The organism is Streptomyces sp. NPDC002640 (assembly GCF_053592575.1).
The window spans coordinates 85,995-106,318 of sequence record NZ_JBSFVZ010000026.1 but is presented as its reverse complement, the minus strand read 5'-3'; the positions used below and the strand labels follow the sequence as shown (position 1 = coordinate 106,318).

Annotated in this window: 15 protein-coding genes and 2 CRISPR repeat arrays; of the genes, 8 read left to right on the top strand and 7 right to left on the bottom strand. The window is 71.8% G+C overall.

The window, feature by feature from the left end; translation table 11 throughout:
* Positions 1-276 precede the first annotated feature (276 nt).
* The 3 genes from cas3 to ACWD3O_RS28435 all read right to left on the bottom strand — a co-directional run bounded on the left by cas3 (position 277) and on the right by ACWD3O_RS28435 (position 7,377).
* Complete coding sequence (gene cas3, locus ACWD3O_RS28445) at positions 277-3,264, bottom strand: CRISPR-associated helicase Cas3' (protein WP_451417877.1); 2,988 nt, start codon at positions 3,262-3,264, stop codon at positions 277-279.
* Positions 3,265-3,396: 132 nt separating this feature from the next.
* Positions 3,397-5,742: a CRISPR direct-repeat array (repeat unit 28 nt; unit sequence GTCGTCCCCGCGCCCGCGGGGGTTGCTC).
* An 85-nt stretch (positions 5,743-5,827) separates the two neighbouring features.
* Positions 5,828-6,388: a peptide deformylase gene (locus tag ACWD3O_RS28440; protein WP_451417898.1), complete on the bottom strand. Its 561-nt coding sequence runs from the start codon at positions 6,386-6,388 to the stop codon at positions 5,828-5,830.
* Between the two features lie 5 nt (positions 6,389-6,393).
* Entirely contained in the window at positions 6,394-7,377 is a 984-nt protein-coding gene (locus tag ACWD3O_RS28435) for a helix-turn-helix domain-containing protein (protein WP_451417876.1), read from the bottom strand.
* 152 nt (positions 7,378-7,529) lie between these two features.
* Between ACWD3O_RS28435 and ACWD3O_RS28430 the strand changes: the two genes are divergently transcribed.
* From ACWD3O_RS28430 to ACWD3O_RS28415, 4 genes are read left to right on the top strand one after another with little or no spacing between them, the layout of a single operon-like run.
* Complete coding sequence (locus tag ACWD3O_RS28430) at positions 7,530-8,705, top strand: glycosyltransferase family 1 protein (RefSeq protein ID WP_451417875.1); 1,176 nt, start codon at positions 7,530-7,532, stop codon at positions 8,703-8,705.
* Positions 8,702-9,415, top strand: coding sequence for a hypothetical protein (locus tag ACWD3O_RS28425; protein WP_451417874.1), 714 nt, complete (start codon positions 8,702-8,704; stop codon positions 9,413-9,415). Before ACWD3O_RS28430 ends, ACWD3O_RS28425 begins: the two co-directional genes overlap by 4 nt.
* Positions 9,412-10,638 (top strand): hypothetical protein, encoded by a 1,227-nt coding sequence (locus ACWD3O_RS28420; protein ID WP_451417873.1) that lies wholly within the window; start codon positions 9,412-9,414, stop codon positions 10,636-10,638. Before ACWD3O_RS28425 ends, ACWD3O_RS28420 begins: the two co-directional genes overlap by 4 nt.
* Positions 10,638-11,549 carry a glycosyltransferase family 2 protein gene (locus tag ACWD3O_RS28415; protein WP_451417872.1) on the top strand — a complete coding sequence of 304 codons (912 nt, stop codon included), beginning with the start codon at positions 10,638-10,640 and terminating at the stop codon, positions 11,547-11,549. The genes ACWD3O_RS28420 and ACWD3O_RS28415 overlap by 1 nt, the downstream gene beginning before the upstream one ends.
* Here ACWD3O_RS28415 and ACWD3O_RS28410 read toward each other — a convergent pair.
* Positions 11,486-11,989: an AAA family ATPase gene (locus ACWD3O_RS28410; protein ID WP_451417897.1), complete on the bottom strand. Its 504-nt coding sequence runs from the start codon at positions 11,987-11,989 to the stop codon at positions 11,486-11,488. The genes ACWD3O_RS28415 and ACWD3O_RS28410 overlap by 64 nt on opposite strands.
* A 129-nt stretch (positions 11,990-12,118) precedes the next feature.
* Here ACWD3O_RS28410 and ACWD3O_RS28405 point away from each other — a divergent pair, with 129 nt between their 5' ends.
* The 4 genes from ACWD3O_RS28405 to ACWD3O_RS28390 all read left to right on the top strand — a co-directional run bounded on the left by ACWD3O_RS28405 (position 12,119) and on the right by ACWD3O_RS28390 (position 16,007).
* Positions 12,119-13,030 (top strand): FkbM family methyltransferase, encoded by a 912-nt coding sequence (locus ACWD3O_RS28405; protein WP_451417871.1) that lies wholly within the window; start codon positions 12,119-12,121, stop codon positions 13,028-13,030.
* 80 nt (positions 13,031-13,110) lie between these two features.
* Positions 13,111-13,269: a hypothetical protein gene (locus ACWD3O_RS28400; protein ID WP_451417870.1), complete on the top strand. Its 159-nt coding sequence runs from the start codon at positions 13,111-13,113 to the stop codon at positions 13,267-13,269.
* A 229-nt stretch (positions 13,270-13,498) separates the two neighbouring features.
* On the top strand, positions 13,499-14,011 hold the full coding sequence (locus ACWD3O_RS28395) for a lasso peptide biosynthesis B2 protein (RefSeq protein ID WP_451417869.1): 513 nt from the start codon (positions 13,499-13,501) through the stop codon (positions 14,009-14,011).
* A gap of 148 nt (positions 14,012-14,159) precedes the next feature.
* Complete coding sequence (locus tag ACWD3O_RS28390) at positions 14,160-16,007, top strand: ABC transporter ATP-binding protein (protein WP_451417868.1); 1,848 nt, start codon at positions 14,160-14,162, stop codon at positions 16,005-16,007.
* A 108-nt stretch (positions 16,008-16,115) separates the two neighbouring features.
* Here the strand turns inward: ACWD3O_RS28390 and ACWD3O_RS28385 are convergent, their stop codons facing one another.
* The 3 genes from ACWD3O_RS28385 to ACWD3O_RS28375 form a co-directional block, all read right to left on the bottom strand.
* Entirely contained in the window at positions 16,116-16,196 is an 81-nt protein-coding gene (locus ACWD3O_RS28385) for a hypothetical protein (protein ID WP_451417896.1), read from the bottom strand.
* Between the two features lie 244 nt (positions 16,197-16,440).
* A CRISPR array of direct repeats spans positions 16,441-16,956; the repeat unit is 28 nt; unit sequence GTCGTCCCCGCGCCCGCGGGGGTTGCTC.
* 148 nt (positions 16,957-17,104) lie between these two features.
* A complete protein-coding gene (locus ACWD3O_RS28380; protein ID WP_451417867.1) occupies positions 17,105-17,926 on the bottom strand; it encodes a DciA family protein in 822 nt (273 codons plus the stop codon).
* Complete coding sequence (locus ACWD3O_RS28375) at positions 17,923-20,112, bottom strand: hypothetical protein (RefSeq protein ID WP_451417866.1); 2,190 nt, start codon at positions 20,110-20,112, stop codon at positions 17,923-17,925. The genes ACWD3O_RS28380 and ACWD3O_RS28375 overlap by 4 nt, the downstream gene beginning before the upstream one ends.
* Between the last annotated feature and the right edge of the window lie 212 nt (positions 20,113-20,324).

Below are 20,324 nucleotides of genomic sequence, written 5' to 3'. Positions count from 1 at the left end.
GGCAGCACGATGCGGTTCTCCCCAGGCCCGCGTCGCCTTGCCGTTCATCACGCTTGCACACAACGTTCGTTGCTTACAAGCGAGTTGACCATTTCTCCGGGTGGCGATATACCGCCACCCTCTGCGCCGTGACCCAAGGCCAGTACGCTCTGTGCGGGTGTGCGGAGCGCCTCCCGCTCCCTGCAGAGCGGGGGTGTTCCGGTTCGATGCTTCACGTGGTCCCCGCACCAGCGGGGGGCCGCACGGAACCCCGGGAGACGCTCCGCACGCACCCCGTCACCGGTGCTCGACAAGCCCCAGGTCGACGTCGTACGACACCCGATCCGTCCCCAGCAGCGCCGTACCGTCCTCCTCCAGCACCAGAGCCAACTGGTACTTCAGCCAGGGACGGCCCGCCCACCCCGGAAGCGGACGCAGCACATCCTGAGCTGCAGAGGTAAGCCGCGCCGGCAGGCGGATGGTCCCGCCCAGCAGCCGGTCGGTCACCTCGTCGTCGTCCACCTCTCCGTGCACACCGAGCCAGGTGCCGTCGTATGCCCGATAGCCGCCGGAGAAGCGGCGAACGATCACCACCTCGACGGTGGGATCACCGTCCCGGACCACGGCATCGAGCTGGTCCTCGGTGGCAACCCGGCTGCCCGCGTAGTGGAGACCCTCCAGCGTGGGGAAAGCCCACTCCCTCTGACGGCAGAGGAGGAACTCCTCGGCCTTCTCCTCCCGCTTCAGCTCCTTGGCCTGCCACTGCTGCCACGCCTCGGCCTCGTGCCAGCCCACCGGGCATACCTCGTCACTCCCGTACGCCCGTGCCACCAGGCCAGGTACATCGGCGGGGATGCTCCACACCGAACCCTCCCACGGTCGCGGACACTCGTCCTTCACACCGGCGACGGCCGGAAGAGGGCCCGCAGTCTCCGTGACCAGGGCCGCCGACCTCAGCAGAGACCACTTGCCGTAGATCGCCTCCGAAGCTCCGAGAAACCGTGGTGTGCCGTCGCGCCCTCCCGTCGCACCGGTGACCAGTACCCGCGGCACACGGTGAGCATCGGGGCGGCGGGTCCCGCTGTGACGGTGGAGCCGTCCGATGCGCTGCAGGAGCAGGTCGGTGGGGGCCAGGTCAGTGATGAGCACGTCGGCGTCTACGTCGAAGGACTGCTCCGCAAGCTGCGTAGCAATTACCACCATGCGATGTGGCCGGCTCTCACCGGCCTCCGGACCCATCAGCCCCAGACACTCCGCCGTCCTCTCCGCACGGTGCGCTGCGCACAACCGTGCGTGCAGCAGATACAGATCACCGTCGAAGTCCTCGTTCCGCAGACCGTCGTAGATCGCCTGAGCCCGGGCGACCTGATTGACCACCACCAAGGCCACGCCGCCGTCGACGATGGCTTCCCGGACAGCCTCCACCACCCGCGCCCCGTCGACACCGGTATCGGGAAGCCAGGACAACTCCACAGGCGCCGACTCCCGCCAGGAAGGCACCCGCTCACGGGACATCTCGACGACCGCCCCGCCGCCCGCGCCGTAAGCCACGGTGACACACGGGTACCCGACCGGCTGCGGCACCGGCTGATGCACGTCCGCCGTCCCCAGCACGCCGGACAGGTAGGCGTCCACGAAGACCTGGCGCTGGGCGGGCGGCAGCGTCGCCGACAGCAGAACCACCGGAACCCCTGCCTGCCCCAGCCAGCGCAGCGCCTCAACGAGGAACTGCCGCATGTAGACATCCGCAGCATGCACCTCGTCGACGACGACCACCTTTCCGGTGAGCCCGGCGAACCGCAGCATGACGTGACGGGTGCGGGTCGCGGCGTGCAGCAGGTGGTCGACCGTGCCGACAGCGAACGCGGTCAGCAGACCCCGCTTGTTGCCGAGGAACCAGTGCGCCGGGCCGTCCGTCCCGGGGACGAAGCCGACTCCGGCCGGAGCCTCGGCGGCAACCATGCCGTAGTCGGCGTCCTCACCGATCGCCCCGAAGTCATCGTGTCCATCCGCAGCCCCGAAGTCAGCTTCGTCGCCCTCGCACCCGCAACCGCCGTCCTCACCGCCGCCGGCGCCTCTGCCGGCACTGCTGCCGTCCGGACGCTGCTTGCCCTCCCAGATCGCCCGCCACCAGGCGTTGAACCGACGTCGCCCGTGCAACAGTGCCACCTGCGACTCGAGCTCGGGATCGAACGTGCGCACCCACTGCAACACCTGCTCGTACATCGGATCGCTCGTCGCCTGAGTCGGCATCGCCACGAACACACCGTCGAGGCCGAACCTCGCCGCCAAGACCTCAGCCGCCGCAAGCGCAGCCTTGGTCTTGCCCTCCCCCATAGGCGCTTCCGCAATCAACAACCCCGGGGCCGGCATCAAACACGCCCGCTCCACCAGCTCTCGCTGCGACGCCCGCGGGGTCACACCCAGCCGGTCGGTGAGCGGGGCCAGCGGCTTCTGCGGCAGCGGAAGATCTCCCCAGCCACCACGCAGCCGCAGCCCATCCCACCACTCCTCCATACAGTGCTGCGCGTCGGCGAACGAGACCAGCCCGGCATCCGCCAACCCTCGGCCCATCCGGCCGGCGCTCGCGACCCAGTCCGCCATCACGATCAGCCCCGAGAGCGCAAGCTGCTCCGCCTTCCTCAAAGCTCCCACCGGGCCGACGTCCGCCAAGTCCTCGAAACCGACCGCACGCGTGAACACGTCAACCACCGCACGCTGCGCCTCAGCCCACGCAGGACCCCTGCCCTGAACCTCCCGGTGCGGCGGCTTAAGGCCACGGACGGAAGGAAACACCCCGTGATGCCCGGCCACCAGCGGCCACACCCAATCAGCGGCCTCCTCGCTCCCCCACTCAGCCACCAGCCGCGGCTTCAGCAGAGCGGCGCCAGCGACCTCATGGCGCCACGACTTCCGCCGGTCGGCCGGCAGCCGCCCCCACGTCAACCCCGCCGCCAGCACCGGAGCCGCCTCGGCCGCATCCATCGCCTGAAACGCCGGAGATGCCTTCCCGCAGTCGTGGATGCCGCACACCCACATGAACCACGAGCGGCCCCTGCCCCCACTGATCTCATCCAGCCGCTGCCGCAATGCCCGCGACAGGTAGTGGTCCCACATCAGCCCCGCCACGGCCGCCGTGTCCAGGAGATGCCCCAGCAACAGATGAGTCCTGCCCCCGTTCCGCGCTGCCGACTTCCCCCAAAGCCGAGACACCTGCTCCACGGTCTCCGACGACAGCCCCGTCGCCTTCATCAAGGCGACGATCGACCCCCCACGGTCCACCATCGGCCCCCCTTCACTCCGATCCCTGGCACACTAGGCGGTGCCACTGACAATGCACCTCGGACAAGGCAGCGGCGCGGAATGCAAGTAAAGGAAAACCACCCTCCTCGCTAGCATTTCCGCAGGTCATAAAGTGTCGTCCCCGCGCCCGCGGGGGTTGCTCCACCACCAAGGGCGCGAGGCGGTCTCGGACGGCGTCGTCCCCGCGCCCGCGGGGGTTGCTCCCGCGCTCTGTCCGCCACGCAGGTCGCGGAGGTGTCGTCCCCGCGCCCGCGGGGGTTGCTCCAACGGCCCATCACTGTCGGCGCTACCGGTAGAGTCGTCCCCGCGCCCGCGGGGGTTGCTCGACGAACGACGTCAACAACGCTGGCGGCACCTCGTCGTCCCCGCGCCCGCGGGGGTTGCTCGACCTCGAACGAAGAGCAGCACGAGCAGCGTCTGTCGTCCCCGCGCCCGCGGGGGTTGCTCTCGGCCCCGGCGGGTGCTCGCCGGGGCCTGGTGGTCGTCCCCGCGCCCGCGGGGGTTGCTCCGTCAGGTCCGCGCCTTCGGCCGCATCCGGCGCGTCGTCCCCGCGCCCGCGGGGGTTGCTCCCAGACCCGCCGCCCCGGCGGCCGACGCGGCTTGTCGTCCCCGCGCCCGCGGGGGTTGCTCCCTGTCCTACAGCGCCAGCGGGGTCCACCCGGGGTCGTCCCCGCGCCCGCGGGGGTTGCTCCCAGCTGGTGCTCGCGCTCACCGGCTGGTCGTCGTCGTCCCCGCGCCCGCGGGGGTTGCTCCACCAACGGCAACAAGTGGGCGAACGCGGGGGCGTCGTCCCCGCGCCCGCGGGGGTTGCTCGCCGGAGAGGCCGCCCAGACGCTCCGGTCGGCCGTCGTCCCCGCGCCCGCGGGGGTTGCTCGCCCACCCCGCCCGTCCCCGGCACGCCCAAGAAGTCGTCCCCGCGCCCGCGGGGGTTGCTCGAAGTTCGCCGAGATCAGCGACGCCGACGGCAAGTCGTCCCCGCGCCCGCGGGGGTTGCTCTGCCGTCCATGGCCGGGGTCTGCCTGGCGGCGGGTCGTCCCCGCGCCCGCGGGGGTTGCTCCTCCGTCTTATGCTTCACCTGAGAGAAGGCGAGGTCGTCCCCGCGCCCGCGGGGGTTGCTCCCTCGGCAACGCGCTGATAGAGGTGCGGCGGTTGTCGTCCCCGCGCCCGCGGGGGTTGCTCCCACTTTGGGATGTATTGGCCGCAAGCTCCCGCGTCGTCCCCGCGCCCGCGGGGGTTGCTCCTCGGCCTCGACCTACTACGGCCGCGCCCGCGGGTCGTCCCCGCGCCCGCGGGGGTTGCTCGCCCTACGCGAGCTTCCTGACCGACTCAGGGACGTCGTCCCCGCGCCCGCGGGGGTTGCTCCCTGGTGGAGGCGGTCTTCCACCTCCTCACCACGTCGTCCCCGCGCCCGCGGGGGTTGCTCGATCCGGCGGGAGACGGACCGCATCACCGCGGCGTCGTCCCCGCGCCCGCGGGGGTTGCTCCTCGCCGGCCGCGAGGATCGCGGTCGTCTTGCCGTCGTCCCCGCGCCCGCGGGGGTTGCTCCTCCACAGGCGGCGACACCAGCCGTAGCCCGCGGTCGTCCCCGCGCCCGCGGGGGTTGCTCCGGGCGGTCGTCGACGCCCCACTCGCGGGCGAGGTCGTCCCCGCGCCCGCGGGGGTTGCTCCTTCCTCAGCGTCGCGCTCCCGGCAGCCGTGCGGTCGTCCCCGCGCCCGCGGGGGTTGCTCGCCGGCCACGCCCACCAGGGCCGCGGGCTTCTGGTCGTCCCCGCGCCTGCGGGGGTTGCTCCCTCGGTGACATGCTGGACGACCTCGTCCAGGAGTCGTCCCCGCGCCCGCGGGGGTTGCTCGACCATGCTGCGGGAGATCCTCACCATGGGGCCGTCGTCCCAGCGCCCGCGGGGGTTGCTCCCTGGCCGAGGAGCTGCACAACAGCAACCGAGCGTCGTCCCCGCGCCCGCGGGGGTTGCTCGGGAGATGGAGTGAGAGCCCAACCGACCGTACGGTCGTCCCCGCGCCCGCGGGGGTTGCTCCGCCGGCTGCTACGACGACGAGCCCGACCCCGCGTCGTCCCCGCGCCCGCGGGGGTTGCTCCGGCGCTCGTCGCGCTACGACAACCGAGGGGGAGTCGTCCCCGCGCCCGCGGGGGTTGCTCGACGATCCCGCTGTGCCCGCGCTGCGGGCTGGCGTCGTCCCCGCGCCCGCGGGGGTTGCTCGGCTCTGCAGTCCGCGGCGAAGGCCGCTGGCCAGTCGTCCCCGCGCCCGCCGGGGTTGCTCTGCCGCAGAGCGAGGGGAATGTCCCGTGATGGTGTCGTCCCCACGCCCGCGGGGGTCGCTCCCCGGGCGGGTACCGGCAGCGCACGATCGGACAGTCGTCCCCGCGCTCGCGGGGGTTGCTCCGGCGCGCTCCGCAAGATGACGCAGTGGATCACGTCGTCCCTGCGCCTGCGGGGCTTGATATTCCCCTTGGCGCTCACCACCGAGGCGAAGACGCGGCTTGCGCTCCCGCCACCATGGGCCGTTGGCGTAGCCACTGGAGGCCGGCTCATTCTCCGTAGGACCAAGTCTGCCCCGTCTGCCGGTATTCCTTCACGGGCATGGGCTGGACGCCGGCACGCATGCGCGAGAGGTAGAGCAGGCCTTCAAGGTGGTCGATTTCGTGGTGGACGAGTCGGGCGAGGCCGCGGTCGAACAGGGTGGTGACCGTCGCGCCGTCGAGTGTGGTGGTTTCGACGGTGATGGTCAGCGGGCGTGGGACAAGGCCGCGGACGTCGAAGAAGCTGAGGCAGCCCTCGTACTGCTCGTCGGCGTCGGTGGCCCGGTCGGTGATGCGAGGGTTGAGCAGCACGACAGGGGAAGACCCAGACTCGGTCGGCTGGACGACTGCGGCGGCCCGGCCGATGCCGATCTGAGGGGCTGCGAGGCCCATTCCCTTGGCGAAGTCGTGGACACGGCCGATGGACTCCATCGCGGTGAACAACCGGTCCACCACGGATTCGGCTTTGGCGCGCTCGGCTGGCAGGTCGAAGGGGCGGGCGGGGCGGGTGAGGATATCGGCGCCGTGCTGGACCACTCCGAGGCTCTGCATCTGCTGGCTGGGCCGCATATGGATCACCCGAACTCCCCATCGTCGCTGTGTGGTTCGGGCATGGCCCGGAACCGCCACTCCAGACGGTAGCGGGTGTGGAGGGCTGGTGCGGCCGTGGACCACGTGAACACCCGGGCTGAGCCGTCGTCGCTGCGGACGGGTGGGGTACGAAGCGGGAAGGCTTCCGCGGTCATCGAGGTTTCGGTGCCCCAGACCACGGGGTCGAGCCGTGTGGGGAAGGCGAGCTGGACCTGGAGGTGTTCGGTGGGCAGGCGGACTGCTCGCTGGAACCAGCGGCCCCACTTGGTGTCGGAGACGCTGTACGCGTACTCGATCCAGACGCTCTCGCCGGGGTAGAGCGGAAACCGGCCCTGGTTGTTCTCGAACAGCAGCCACACCTCCTTGAAGGCGTCGCGGTCGTGCTTGGTGTGCCAGTGCATCTTCTCGCCGCGGCAGGTGGCGGTGAGGGCGAGTTCGTGCCAGGTCAGCGGGTTGGCCCGGTAGTGGGCATTGGAGCGTTCGGGGTCGCCGGGGTAGCGGTCCACGCTGATGCGGATCAGGTAGCGAGTGATCGGTTCGGTACCGGTGTTGCGCAGGAGACGGCGCATGGTGAGCCGGTATTTCGTGCCGTCGTAGTCCAGGCGGGCCTGGTCGTGTTCGACGACCAGCGCGGCTCCGGTTGCATACGGCTGGTCGATGTGTCGTGGTATCGGCACAGCGGTCGTGGCGATGCTGCTGATGGTGCGGCGGGCAGTCTCGTAGGCCGTGTACCGGTGCCAGATGGCCTTGCCGGCGTTCAGATTCTCGTCCGCGAGGCGGGCGAAGTCCTCGGTGGGCTTGTGGCGTCCGGACTCGATGTGGCTGACGTAGGAGGGGTCGAATCCCATGAGCTGGGCCAGGGCGCGCTTGGAGAGGCTGCGGACCTCACGCCAGTAGGCCACCTCGGCCGCGAAGTCCTCGGCCGCCTGCTCGAACCTGACGGTCACTGGTGCCGGCTGCTCGTCCACTGCGGTTCCCCCGTGCACATGGTGATGAGGATGAATGAGCCGTGAATGAGTCCAGTTCACCACTGCTTCACGGCCTGTGCCCGGCTTTCCATATGTGCAGCGGCCCCGCCCAGCCCGTCGGCTGACGGGCCGCCGACACGAGGAGAGCTCCTATGCCACCCAGGCACATCGTGTACGCGCTCAACGTCTCCAACCCGGACAAGATCGCCTCCGACTCGGGCTGGATCTTCGCCGACCTGCTGGTGCCCGAGCTCGTCGACCAGGGCGCGGCGGTGACCGTCGCGGCTCCGGTGGCTGTTACCGATCCGCGGGCCTCGTTCGTGTGGATGCCGGTCGCGGGCACCAAGTACCGGGCCCGGTTCGACCCGGGCATGGATCGCCTGGCGGAGCTGATGCGCCACCGTCGTCCGGACGTGGTGGTGGCCAACCAGGTGGAGGCGGCTCCCGCGATCCGTGCGGCCCTGCTGGAGGCGAAGCGGGACGCCCTGATCGCCGTCTACTGCCACTACCTGCCCTTCTCCTTCACCGGCGGTGGCGGCCTGGTGGGGGATCCATCTCTGGACGACGCGGGCCTCGGCAAGCCCGTCCAGCTCGCGTTCGTCGCCGGACTGGCCGTGGCGGACCGGGTGCTGGTGCACTCGGCGACCGCCGCGTCCTGGGTGGCGGCCGCCGCTGCCCAGGCCGGCGTGGACGTCGGCGAGAAGCTGCGCGTGGTGCCCGCCCCCAGGGACGAGCGCCTGGTCCGCGACGTGGACCGGCTGACGGCTCGCCGTCCGGGGGAGCCGTTCACCGGGGTCTACAACCACCGCCTGTACGCGCACTACGGCACCGCCCGTTTTGTGCGGCTCGCAAAGCGGCTCACGGGCGAGAGCGCAGCCGAGGTCCGCGTCCGGGTCCTCGACCTGTTCGGCACCCGCAGCCCCAAGCGCATCGCCTTGGACGACAGCCCCGAACGGCTGCGCGCCCAGCTGACCGCGCTGCCCGGCGTCGAGGTCGTCTCCGACGGCGGCGACCGCGGCCGCTACCGCCGGCTGCTGGCCGAGGGCCGCTTCGCTATCGCGCCATTCAGGAACGGCTGCCCCTGGTCGATGTCGGTGATCGACTGCCAGGCGATGGGCCTGCCCGTCATCGCCCCCCGTACCGGGTGGTTCGCCGAGCACATCGACGACGACCTGCTGTTCGGCACCAGCACGGAGGCCCTGGGCCTGGTCGACCGGCTCGCCACCGACACCGAGTTCTACCTCGAGCACGCGAAGCGGGCCCTCGCCTCCACCGCCGGTTTTCACCCCGCCCTGGTCGCAGCCCGCTACCTGGAGGCCCTGGCATGACCACCCACTCGCTCTTCGACGCGGTGATGCTCTCCTTCGACGAGCCCCTCGCCGACGATCTTCACGCCCGCCTGCAGCAGGTCCTGGGCATTCCGGCCAAGCGTCTGCACGGCGTCCGCGGCATGCGCCGCGCCTACCGGCTGGCAGCCGAGACCGTGGACGGCGAGACGTTCTTCCTCGCCGACGGCGACTTCTCCATCGCCCACGAGTTCGCCATCACCGACGTGGCACCGCTCGCGCCGGAGGTGTCCATGCGCGTGTGGCAGGCGGTCAACCCGCTCAACGGCCTCGTCTACGGCTACGGCGGCCTCAAACTGATCCGCCGCTCCGCGCTGCGCGACCTGGGCCACGCCGTCGACGTCCTCGCGGCCCTGCCCGGCCGGATCGAGTTCACCGCCGAGGTCGCCGGCACCACCCGCTGCAACCAGAGCCCCTACCACGCCTGGAAGGCCGGATTCCGCGAGTGCGCCATGCTCGCCCGCGGCAGCGAGTACGGCATGAGCGACGAGCAGACCGCCGCCCGGATCGCCGCCTGGCAGAACTGCTCGCAGGGCGAGTTCGCCGCGTTCGCCGCCTCCGGCGCCGTCGAAGGCGTCGCGTTCGCCGCCGAGTCCGCCCGGCGGCCCGGCAGATTGGACCTGCTCAACGACCCCGACTGGCTGAGAAGCCGGTTCACCCGCGCCCATACGGAACAGGACGTCACCGGATGAACCGGCCGCTGGTTCTCGTCGAGCCCCATGCCCATCTGCACAGCGGCCACCACCACGGCGCCCTGATCGCACTGGCCCGCGCCCACCGGCCCACCGTCGTCATCGCCCCGCACGGGATCACCACCGAGACCCGTGGCGCCCTGACGGCAGCCCGAGCCGTCGTCCTCGAACGACCCCGAGGACGGGCAGCCACACTTCTCCATGCCGCCGAGGGCGCCGCGGCAGTCCTGTCCCGGCTCACGCTGATCTGTCTGGGATCCCGTCGCTGGCCCACACCCGTACGCAGGCTGCCGCATCAGATCGCCGCGCTGGCACGCTGCCTGACCGAGGCAGCGGCCGTGCGAACCGCCCGGTACACGGTCGGCTCCGCACCAGTGTCGGTCCTCAGCGCAGGAGACGCCCTCCACGGCACGGCCGGGCTGCTCGGCGGCATCCACGCCCGCTTCGTCCACGAGATCAACACCACCGAGGACCTGCCCCTGCGGCTGGTCGGCCGCCTCACCCACCGCGGCCGCTCCCGGGTCACCCTGCTGGCACCCACCGACCACGTCCGCACCCAGCTGGGCCGGCACTTCCCCGACCTGACCTGCTTGACCCGCCCGTTCGCCGTCGTGGACCCACGCGACCGCCTCGAGGAACACGAACGCGTCGCCGCACGCCGAGCCGCCGGGCTGAGCAGCGACGACCGGGCGGTCGCCCTGGTCGGCGGCTGGTGGCCGTGCAAGGACATCAGCACCGTCGACGCCGCCCTCCGCCTGCTGCGGCGTCCCCTGCACCTGTTCGTGATCGGCATGCCGCTCGCACACGAGACCCTGCGGCGCTGGCACGGCCTGCCCCACATTCGCCTGCACCTCACCGCCAGGGCCGCCACCCAGGCCGAGATCCGGGGCGTGTACGCAGCCGCCGACGCCAGCCTGCTCTGCCGCCACCCCGGGGTGGGCAAGGAGTCCGGACTCGTCGCCGACGCCGTCCGGTTCGGCGTCCCCCTGATCGCCTCCGCCCATGACTCCCGGCTCACCACCCTGCTGGAGGGGCCGGACTGGGCCCGGACGTTCCCGGCCGGCAACCCGGACGCCCTCGCCTCAATCCTCGACGCCTTGGCGAGCGTGCCACTTCCTCGTCCCGGAGCCGACGCGGCCCAGCACGTCGGTGTGCCGACGGCCGACGCCCAGGCCGCCTTCCTCGCCCGCCTCCCACACCGACCGGCTCGAAGGAGTCGCTGATGGCCGCCACGCCGACGCTGATCGCACTGATCGGCCCCGTCGAGCCCGAACTGCTCAACGCCTGGGTGCGGCACTACCGTGATCTGGGCATCAAGCGGTTCCGCCTCGGCTTCCACTTCCCCGACCACGTCCCCGCCCCGACCCGGGAACTGGTGCTGGACACCTGCCGGAGCAACGGCATCACGCCGGCCCTGGTGAGCACCGGCCCGTGGCACGAGCACACGAACCCGGCGTTGACCGCCGAACTGCGAGTCCTGGCCGGCGACGGCTGGCACCTGATCGCCGACTCCGACGAGTTCCATGCCTACCCCGCGCCGCTGAACCAGATCCTGGCCGACTGCGAGGCCCGCGGCGCCAGGACCGTCGGCGGGCTGCTGCTCGACCGGGTCAGCAGCGACGGCAGCCTGACCGGCTGGAACCCGACCGCCGGCCTGGACGCCGGCTACCCGCTCGGCGGATTCCTCACCCACCGTCTCCTGCGAGCCGACCCGCGCAAGATCGTGCTGGCCCACTCCGCTGTCCCGCTCTCCTCCGGCAACCACCGGGCCCCGGGCCATCGGCCCGCCAACCGGCCGCCGGTCGTCGTCCACCACTTCAAATGGCGTGCCGGCATCCGCGCCGACCTCGAACGCAGGGAGACGCACAGCCTCAACGGTGACTGGCACACCGACTCCCCGGCCATCCCCAGCGAGGCCCGACGCATGCTCGACCACCTCGACCAGCACGACGGCCGGATCGACGTCCTCGCCCCCGACCTGCGCCTCAGGCCGGTCACCCTCGGCACACAGCCGCAGTGGTGGGCCGATGAGGCCACCGACATCGTGGACACCTGGCGCCCGCCCCGGCGTCAGAACGAACCGGGCTCCACGACCTCTTCACCCTCGCCCTCGGGGACGTCGAACCGCGCGTAGAAGTCGTCCAGCGCCTCCGGTGTCACCAGCAGCGCATTTGCGTCGTCCCGCCGGTTGCGCTCCGCCAGCCGTCGCAGCAGCTCCTCCCGGGGCACCGGGAAGTACAGCAGCCGCCAACGGCCGCCGGCCTGCTCGACCAGCAGCTTCCAGTCATCGCGGTCCTTGCGCAGCCACAGACCGTGGTCCAGCACCACGTCCCGGCCTTCGCCCACCAGCTCCACCAGGCGCTGCCGGACCTCCTCGACCACCGGCGCCTCACGCGCGAAGTACTCGTGCTCCGGATAGTCCACGCCGTACCGGCCGTGCCGCTCATGCACCAGCTCGTCCACCGACAACCGCACCGCACCCGCGGACTCAAGCCGCCGCCGGGCGAACGTCGTCTTCCCCGAACCCGTCAAACCCACCAGCAGAAACACCACCGGTCGCACCTCATCCGGCACCTGAGCCGCACCCAGCTGTCCTGCTCCCACCACCAACTCACTTCCTTCCGGACATTTCAGCCCACCCAGAGTGCCAGCCGTCCCGCTACAGCAGCAAAACCTTTCCGAACCGTCCTCGAAGGAGACACCATGACCAGCCCGCTCATCGCCCGGATCCTGCGCACCTACGTCCGTCACGCACCCGTCACCGTCGGTAAAGCCTTCCTCGCCGCCCGCATCCTCGACCCCCACCTGCAAAACCACCCACTCACCACGGTGACCCGCCTGCGATCCGGCGACCGCGTCACCGTCTCCACCAGCGACCTCATACAGCGCTACCAGTACCTCTTCGGAGAGTGGGAGCCACACCTCAGCGCCTTCCTCCGCTCCCGGCTCCGGCCCGGCGACACCTTCATCGACGTCGGCGCCCACCGCGGGGCATTCAGCCTCCTCGCCTCTCACGCCGTCGGGCCGACGGGCCGTGTCGTCGCGATCGAGCCGGCCCCGGACTTCCACCACGACCTCACCACCGCCGTGGCGGCCAACAGGCACACCAACATCCGCACCGTCCAGGCGGCGGTATCCGACACCGAGGGCGAGGTCACCCTCTACCTCGCAGACCCCGAAAACCTCGGCCACACCACCCAGGTCCGCCCCCGCCGCATCCACTCCCAGTTCCGGGCACGCACCGCCCCACTGCCGAGCATCGTCACCGCTGCCGAACTCGCCACCGCCCGCATCATCAAAATCGACGTCGAAGGCGCCGAAGCCGCCGCCGTCCGCAGCCTCCTCCCCGCCGCCACCGAACTCCGCCAGGATGTCGAGATCGCCATCGAAATCGCTCCCAGACTCCTGACCAAACAAGGAGAGAACACCAACGCCGTCATTGCCTCCCTCCACACACTGGGCTTCCACCCCTACCTGCTGACCAACGACTACGAGCCCGCCAGCTACCCATCAGCCCTGCGCAGTCCTCGGCCGCCCAAACGATGCCGAAAGCCGATCACCGAACTAAGCGACGTCATCTTCTCCCGCACCGACGCCGACGAACTCCCGTCATAGAGGAAACGCACAGCGACCATGCCGTCTGGGCCGGAGGTCGTAGAGTTGACCGGGGCGTCGAACGCGGCCACGGCCTGGTCGTGAAGCTCGGAGAGTTGCCGGTCGTCAAGGGCGCGCCAGGTCGTCCCCGCGCCCGGCGGTTGCTCCTTGCTCGCCGCGAGAACGAACTGCTGTCCGCCGTCGTCCCCCGCGTCCGCGGGGGTTGCTCCATCCTGGACTACGCGGCCCGGGAGGGCTGACGTCGTCCCCCGCGCCTGCGGGGGTTGCGCGGGAGTGGGCACGCTGGGCAGTTGGGGCAGCGAGTCGTCCCGGCGCCCGCGGGGTTGCTCTGGCTTATAGCTCGACGGCAGAGCGGGGCACTGGTCGTCCCCGCGCCCGCGGGGGTTACTCGTCGGCGAGGTCGTCGATCCCGGTCAGGCCGAGGTTGTCCCCGCGCCCGCGGGGGTTGCTCTACGGTGCCGAAGTCGCGTGAGCGTGCCGCCTCGTCGTCCCCGCGCCCGCGGGGGTTGGCTCCGCCTGGCCGGGCGGCCCGAGCCGCCGCCCGGGTCGTCCCGCGCCCGTGGGGGTTGCTCCCTGCACGGGTACACGGGACACGGCGGCCTCGTGTCGTCCCGTGTCTGCGGGGGTTGCTCTGCGTATCCGCCCTGGTGGACGAGATGGCGGCGATCGTCCCCGCGCGATCGTCTCAGCCACGGCTCCCGGATCGTCGTCCCCGCACTCACGGCTGCGGCGGCGCGCCCGCCGTGGTGGCCGGGCCGGATCGCCTGCATGGAAATGTCCCTGGCCACCGTGCTGGCCCTGGCCCTGCGCGGCCGCCGCGCCCACTGGGCCCTGGGCGCCCGGCGACAACCCGCCGAAGCCCACGCCTGGGTGTGGACGCCCGCCGGGGGCGCGCTGGGGCTGACCGGCCGGGACACCGACGACCCGCGCCGGCCGTGGGTCGCCGCGGCCCTCTTCCCACCCGTTCGCCACAAAGGGTGAATCGCGCGGCATCCTGTTGACGTGCGGGCCGGTGCACCTGGGCCTCGACGAAACGGCCCGGGAAACCGGCGTGCTCATCGCGCGTGCCGGGCCGTACACCGGACGGGTGACCACATCCTCCACACCCGCCGTAGGACCGGCGCCCGTCATGCGACTCGTCACCGACAGCGAACCCACCATCGGCCTCACCGCGACCGCCCGCAGGCTCCCCGCAGTCCTGGCCCGCACCACCCGCCTCGCCTGGCACGCAGACCGGCACGCCGTCCTCCTCATGCTCAGCGCCCAGACCGCGGCCGCCGTCCTCGCCGCAGTCGCACTGACCAGCACAACCGGCCTGATCACCGCCCTGCTCGACGCCGCAGCCACCTGGGACCACGGGCAACCCACCGGGCCAATCCTGCGCACCGTCTCCTACCCCGCAACGGTTGTCGCGGCCTCCACGGCCGGCGCCGCGCTGTGCGACGCGGCCGCCCGCGCCGCCGCCGCCCGACTCGGCCCCCAAGTCTCCCGCGAGGCAGACCTCCACGTCCTCCAAGCAGCCGCCGAAGTCGAGCTCATCGCCTACGAGCACCCTGGCTTCGAAGACCGCCTCACCGCCGCCGGGAAAGGCGCGGAAACAGCCCGCGACCTCGTCACCGACGCCCAAGCCGCGATCTCCGTACTCGCCCAACTCACCGCCGTCACCACCGTCATCGCCACACTCGACCCGCTGCTCATGACGCTCATCCTCCTCACCGCGGCACCCCGCGCCTACACCTCGCTGCGCGCCGCCCGGATCGAGCACGCAGCCCAGACCGCCGCCCGCGCCGACGACCGGCTGCGCACATCCCTGCGCAGCTACAGCACCGACCGCAGCACCGCCGCCGAAATCCGCTCGGCCGGCATGGGCGGCTTCCTCGCCGTCCGCTACCGCCAGGTCTCCGACCGACTGGAACGCGAAGCTCTCACCGCCGCCCTTCGCGGACTGCGGGTCCAACTGGCCGGCGCGGCCGCGTCCACGCTTGCCCTGTGCGGCGCCGTCGCCGCCCTCACCGGACTCCTCCTCACCGGCCGTATCGAACCCGCGGCCGCCGGGACCGCCGTGGTCGCCCTGCGCACCGCCGCCGCAGCGCTCACCACGCTCACCCGCACCGCCGCCCGCATCTTCCGCACCGGCCTCTTCCTCGACGACTGGGCAGCCTTTCTCCACGAAGCAGCCCGCCACCGCACCCACCGCGGCATCCAGCGCATCCCCGAACCGGGCCCGGACGTGATCCGCGCCCACGGCGTCACCTTCACCTACCCCGGCACCGACCGGCCCGCCGTCACCGACGTGCACCTGGAACTCAAACGCGGCGAAGTCGTCGCCCTGGTCGGCGAAAACGGCTCCGGGAAGACCACGCTGGTCCACCTGCTGACCGGCCTGTACCTACCCGACACCGGCACGGTCACCTGGGACGGCATCAACCTCGCCGACATGGACCCAGCCGCCGTATGGTCCCGGGTCGCCATGACCCCGCAGGACTACACCCGCTGGCCCCTCACCGCCCGCGAAAACATCACCCTCGGCCGGCCCCGCCCCGAAGGAGACGACGCCGTGGTGACAGCCGCACAAGCAAGCAGCGCCGACCAGGTCCTCGCCGCACTCCCCCACGGCCTCGACACCTCCCTCGCCCGATCCTGGTGGGGCGGACACGACCTCTCCGGCGGACAGTGGCAGCGCATCGCCCTCGCCCGCTCCTTCCACGCCGACGCACCCGTCCACGTCCTCGACGAGCCGACCGCAGCACTCGACGCCCGCGCCGAACGACAAGTGTTCGACCAGTTCAAAACACTCGCCGACGGACGGACAGCACTCGTCATCACGCACCGCCTCGCCAACGCACGCTGCGCCGACAGGATCGTGGTCATGGACGCCGGGCGCATCGTCGAAACCGGCACCTACGAGCAACTCCTCCGCCGGCCCAACGGCCTCTTCGCCGAACTTCACCGACTCCAGGAAGGTGCCAAGCCGTAGCCCTTGCCGAACCCATAGGCGTGGGGCGTCCTTCCGACCGCCACGAGCAATCCTCGCGGGCGTGGAGACGACTCCGCCTGCGAGTAGGCGAGCGGACCGAGTCCCGAGCTACCCCCGCCGGCGCGGGGACGACTTCAGCCGCTGCCGCAATGCCCGCGACAGGTAGTGGTCCCACATCAGCCCCGCCACGGCCGCCGTGTCCAGGAGATGCCCCAGCAACAGATGCGTCCTGCCACCGTCCGCGCTGCCGACTTCCCCCAAAGCCGAGACACCCGTTCCACGGTCTCCGACGACAGCCCCATCGCCTTCGTCAAGGCTGATCCCTGGCACACTAGGAGGTGCTACTGACAACGCACCTCGGGCAAGGCAGCGGAGCGGAATGCAAGTAAAGGAAAATCACCCTCCTCGCTAGCATTTCCGCAGGTCATGAAGTGTCGTCCCCGCGCCCGCGGGGGTTGCTCCGCGTCCACCCGCCCGGCGATGGCGTAGGCCCGGTCGTCCCCGCGCCCGCGGGGGTTGCTCCTGCCCGTCGTCCGGCTCGTCCGGGGCGAACAGGTCGTCCCCGCGCCCGCGGGGGTTGCTCCGACGCCGTGCAGCTCCGGCAGCTTGCGCAGATGTCGTCCCCGCGCCCGCGGGGGTTGCTCGGCGGGCTGCATCTGCGTGAGCATGTCGACGAGGTCGTCCCCGCGCTCGCCGGGGTTGCTCCCAGGCATCCTCCTCCCACCCGTCTCCGGCGCGGTCGTCCCCGCGCCCGCGGGGGTTGCTCGACACCGGCCGAACTGAGGGCCGACGCAGAGGTGTCGTCCCCGCGCCTGTGGGGGTTGCTCTTGCGGCAGCGCGCGCCTCGATCTCGTCCGACCGTCGTCCTCGCGCCCGCGGGGGTTGCTCCACCATGCGCCGGGGCAACCCGCGCCTGCTGGTGTCGTCCCCGCGCCTGTGGGGGTTGCTCCCTCCCGGTCGGTCAGCCGTCGCGCTGCTCGAGCCTGACCCTGTCGGTGGAAAGCCGCAGTGCAACAGGCACCTTCGGCATTTCAGGTGCGCTACCTCGTGTACAGCGATGGCCATATGCCGGTTTTGCCTGTTTTTGTCGGCTGGTCTCACGCGCTCCTGCTCAGCGTCTGCCGTTCTGGAGCGGGTGTTGCGTCGCTGGCTTTGGGTGCCGCGCGTTCCGTGCGGGCCCGGCGCAGGGCCGCGGTGTGGGAGGCGTTGGCCTGGCGGCGGCGTTCGGTGCGTGCCTGCTCGATCGGGGCTGGCCCCGGGTCGTCTGGGTCGTCGGGGAAGGCATTGCGGCTGAGTGCCCGCATCGCAGCCATCTGCCGCTCTGCCGCCTCCGCGATAGCCGGATCGATCCGGCGCGGGGGCGCGACGGCCTGGTGTGCTGCGAGGGCACGCCGGTAGCCGTCGGAGGCGGTCTGCCGGGTGCGCTTCGGTCCGGTCGGCGCGGCCGCGGGTGCCGGGCCGGCATCGGCGGGCTCGGGTGCGGGCACGGCGCCGGGCGGGAGGATGCGCAGGGCGCGGACGACGGTGCGGCCGGCGGCGGTGTTGGCGGTTGCGATGATCCGGGTCTGTTCCAGTCGGAGCTTCGTCGCCCAGGCCGGCGACTCCGGGCACACGGTGAGCAGCCCCTTGCTGTGGTCGTAGGACACGGCGGCGACGTGTCCGGCGAGGTCGGGGGTGATGGTCGCCCACCGCTCGCGCAGCGTGGCGCCGGCGGCCGGGAGCTCCCAGGCCCGCTCGGTGACCAGCGCGCGGAGCGCCGCTCCGAGGTGCAGCGGTTCGCGGCCGTCCCGGCGTACCACCGTGGTCGGGCGCTCCTGCCGGGTCTTTGCCGGATGGCCGCCGTTCTTGCGGGCCTGCGCCATCGCGGCCCGCAGTGCGATGCGGGCCAGGTCGACGCCGGACGTCTCGCCGCCGCTCATGCCTGCCCCCAGGTGGTGTGCTCGAGGACCAGGTGGTGCGTGCCCGCCAGGCGTTGGGCTTGATCGACCAGCTTGTGGCTGAACAGCCTCCTCGCGGACGTCTCTCCGTACTGGTCGATGTGGGCGAAGACGACGCTGTGGTCCTTCATTGCCCGCACCCGCCAGGCCCTGACCTGGTCGGGGGTCAGGTCCTCGAGGACGAGCCCGTGCTCCTGGTCCACGCCGTTGACGGCCGGGATCGGCGCGGCGCCAGGGCGCGGCACGGGCACGACAACGGGTGTCACGGGCTCGGCAGGGGCGATGACCGGCAGGGCTGCGGCTTCGGCGCGGGCCTTCGCGGCGGCCTTCCGCGCGCGGACCCGCCCCAGCTCCCGCTCGCGTGCCCACGCGCGGGCTGTGACCTGCTCGTGCAGCTGCCGGTCGACCTCCGCACGGCGCTCTGCCTCGGAGGCGTGCGGCATTGCCGCGTCGACGGCGGCCGCCACCGCGTTGCGCCGGGCCCGGCGGTCGACCTGCCGGTCCTCACACCGCGGGCAGTCCCGGCCGGAGTCGAGGAGCACACCCTCGTCGCACCGGGCGTCGCCGCACTGTTGGCGCTGGGGCAGACCCCGGGCGATCAGCCAGCCCACCGGGTCCTGGATCGGGCGGCCGGTGCGCAGTTGCTCGCTCAGGCGGCGGGCGAACCGGCGGGCGAGGGCCGGCGGCGCGTCCGGGCCCGCGTAGCCCTCCACCCGCTTGAGCTCGCTGCGGACGGCAGCTTCCACCAGACGGCGGGCGTCCGGACGCTCCAGCCGCGCCCACACCAGGTACACCGGGGCCAGGACGGCCCGCAGCTCCTGAGGCGGCAGAGGCGCCCTCCCCTGCTGCTGCTTGCTCTCACCGTGACCGTCCACGACCCGCACCGGGCCAGTGGCTACCGGCCCGCGGCCGCCCTCTACGCCTTCGACGATCGGGGACTCCTTCGGCTGTTCCCCGCGCAGCGGGTTCTCGCGCTCGCGCGCGCGTTCCGGCAGACCAGGGGTCCCCCTACGGCCTTCGCCGGAAAAGCCACAAGAGAGCGAGAGCGGACCACCAGCAGTCACTACAGGAGGGTGATCAGTGTGAAGGGCTGCCGCAACGTCGGGCTCTGCAACTCCCGTAGCAGCCCTTACCGGCATGCCTTCGACCTGCGGTTCCGCATCCATCTCCGGCACCCGAATAGGCCCTGCCGCAACCTCGGGGTCTGAAAACTCGGGCTTCGGGGCCTCCGCACACTCCTCCTGGACGTCGTCGGCGACCGGACTGCCGTGCGCGGCGGCGACCGCCGGAACCATCAGCCGCGACCGGCTCCGCAGGCCCGAGCCCGTCCGCAGACGCACCCGCAGCACCAGCTCCCGGTCCTCCAGACGCTCCAGCACCCGCTCCCCCGCCGCCGCCGTACAGCCCAGCAGCCGGGCCACCGTCGCCGCTGCCCGGCCGCGCCTGGTGTCCACCGCCCCACCACACTGCCGGACCCGACCGGTCTCCCGCGCCTCCAGCACCAGCAACAGCAGCGCCAGCCGGTCCGTGGCCGCACCCCTACCGGTACGCGTACCGATCAACCCTGCCGGAGTGACCCGGCCGTCGCGGTGCTTCCAGCCCGGCGCCATCACGGCCTCCATCAGCCGCTGCAACGTCGCGAACTCCTTCTTCGCCAGCGCCAGCGGGTGCCCGACGACGCCCTGCGCCGCCCACAACGGCAGCACCCGGCACTTCAGGCCGACGTCCTCGCGGTACTCGCCCACCGCCGTGTCGACGGACACCACGCCCGAGCGGCGCAGCGCCGGCAGCACGTCGGAGGCCGTGTACGACGCGGATGCGCCGATCCACCGGCCCAGCTCGGAGGTACGGATCGCTACCACCCCGGTCTCCGACGGCGTCCGCGACGCCAGCACGAGCACCGCCAGGCGCACCGCGTCCGGCGCACCGTCCAGGCCGTCCAGGTCCAGCAGCGTGCGCACCGCGCCGCCCAGACGGGCGCGGGCATCCCGCCCGAGCGACAGCGGATGACCCGCGACCCGCTCCGGGACCGGCCCGGCCGCCGCCGGAACCGACCGCAGCCAACGCCGCGGAAAGCCGGCCACCGACGTGTCGACGGACTCCGACATGGATGCGGCCACCGCCGCCACGGCGCTCACCGCGCGCCCCGGGAATTCGTCATGATCCATCCGCCGACCATGACCCGGATCGCCTGTGGACAGAGATCGCCCAGCGCGACCTTCCCACCCCTGGCGACGGGCATCGAGGGAGACGTCCCGCACGGCGGGATGGACAGCGGACGGACTTGGCTGACGAAGGGCTCAGAGAGAGAGGTGTCCACACCTGCTACAGGTGTGAAATCAGGTCCCGGTGTGACAGTTGGAGCGGGACTCGCGCACCT

What these genes read in the sequence shown, in the direction of transcription:
- cas3 (WP_451417877.1), bottom strand. Translation starts at nt 3,264, where the DNA reads ATGGTGGACCGTGGGGGGTCGATCGTCGCCTTGATGAAGGCGACGGGG.
- ACWD3O_RS28430 (WP_451417875.1), top strand. Translation starts at nt 7,530, where the DNA reads ATGCCACCCAGGCACATCGTGTACGCGCTCAACGTCTCCAACCCGGAC.
- ACWD3O_RS28415 (WP_451417872.1), top strand. Translation starts at nt 10,638, where the DNA reads ATGGCCGCCACGCCGACGCTGATCGCACTGATCGGCCCCGTCGAGCCC.
- ACWD3O_RS28380 (WP_451417867.1), bottom strand. Translation starts at nt 17,926, where the DNA reads ATGAGCGGCGGCGAGACGTCCGGCGTCGACCTGGCCCGCATCGCACTG.
- ACWD3O_RS28425 (WP_451417874.1), top strand. Translation starts at nt 8,702, where the DNA reads ATGACCACCCACTCGCTCTTCGACGCGGTGATGCTCTCCTTCGACGAG.
- ACWD3O_RS28405 (WP_451417871.1), top strand. Translation starts at nt 12,119, where the DNA reads ATGACCAGCCCGCTCATCGCCCGGATCCTGCGCACCTACGTCCGTCAC.
- ACWD3O_RS28420 (WP_451417873.1), top strand. Translation starts at nt 9,412, where the DNA reads ATGAACCGGCCGCTGGTTCTCGTCGAGCCCCATGCCCATCTGCACAGC.
- ACWD3O_RS28375 (WP_451417866.1), bottom strand. Translation starts at nt 20,112, where the DNA reads ATGGATCATGACGAATTCCCGGGGCGCGCGGTGAGCGCCGTGGCGGCG.
- ACWD3O_RS28390 (WP_451417868.1), top strand. Translation starts at nt 14,160, where the DNA reads ATGCGACTCGTCACCGACAGCGAACCCACCATCGGCCTCACCGCGACC.
- ACWD3O_RS28440 (WP_451417898.1), bottom strand. Translation starts at nt 6,388, where the DNA reads ATGCGGCCCAGCCAGCAGATGCAGAGCCTCGGAGTGGTCCAGCACGGC.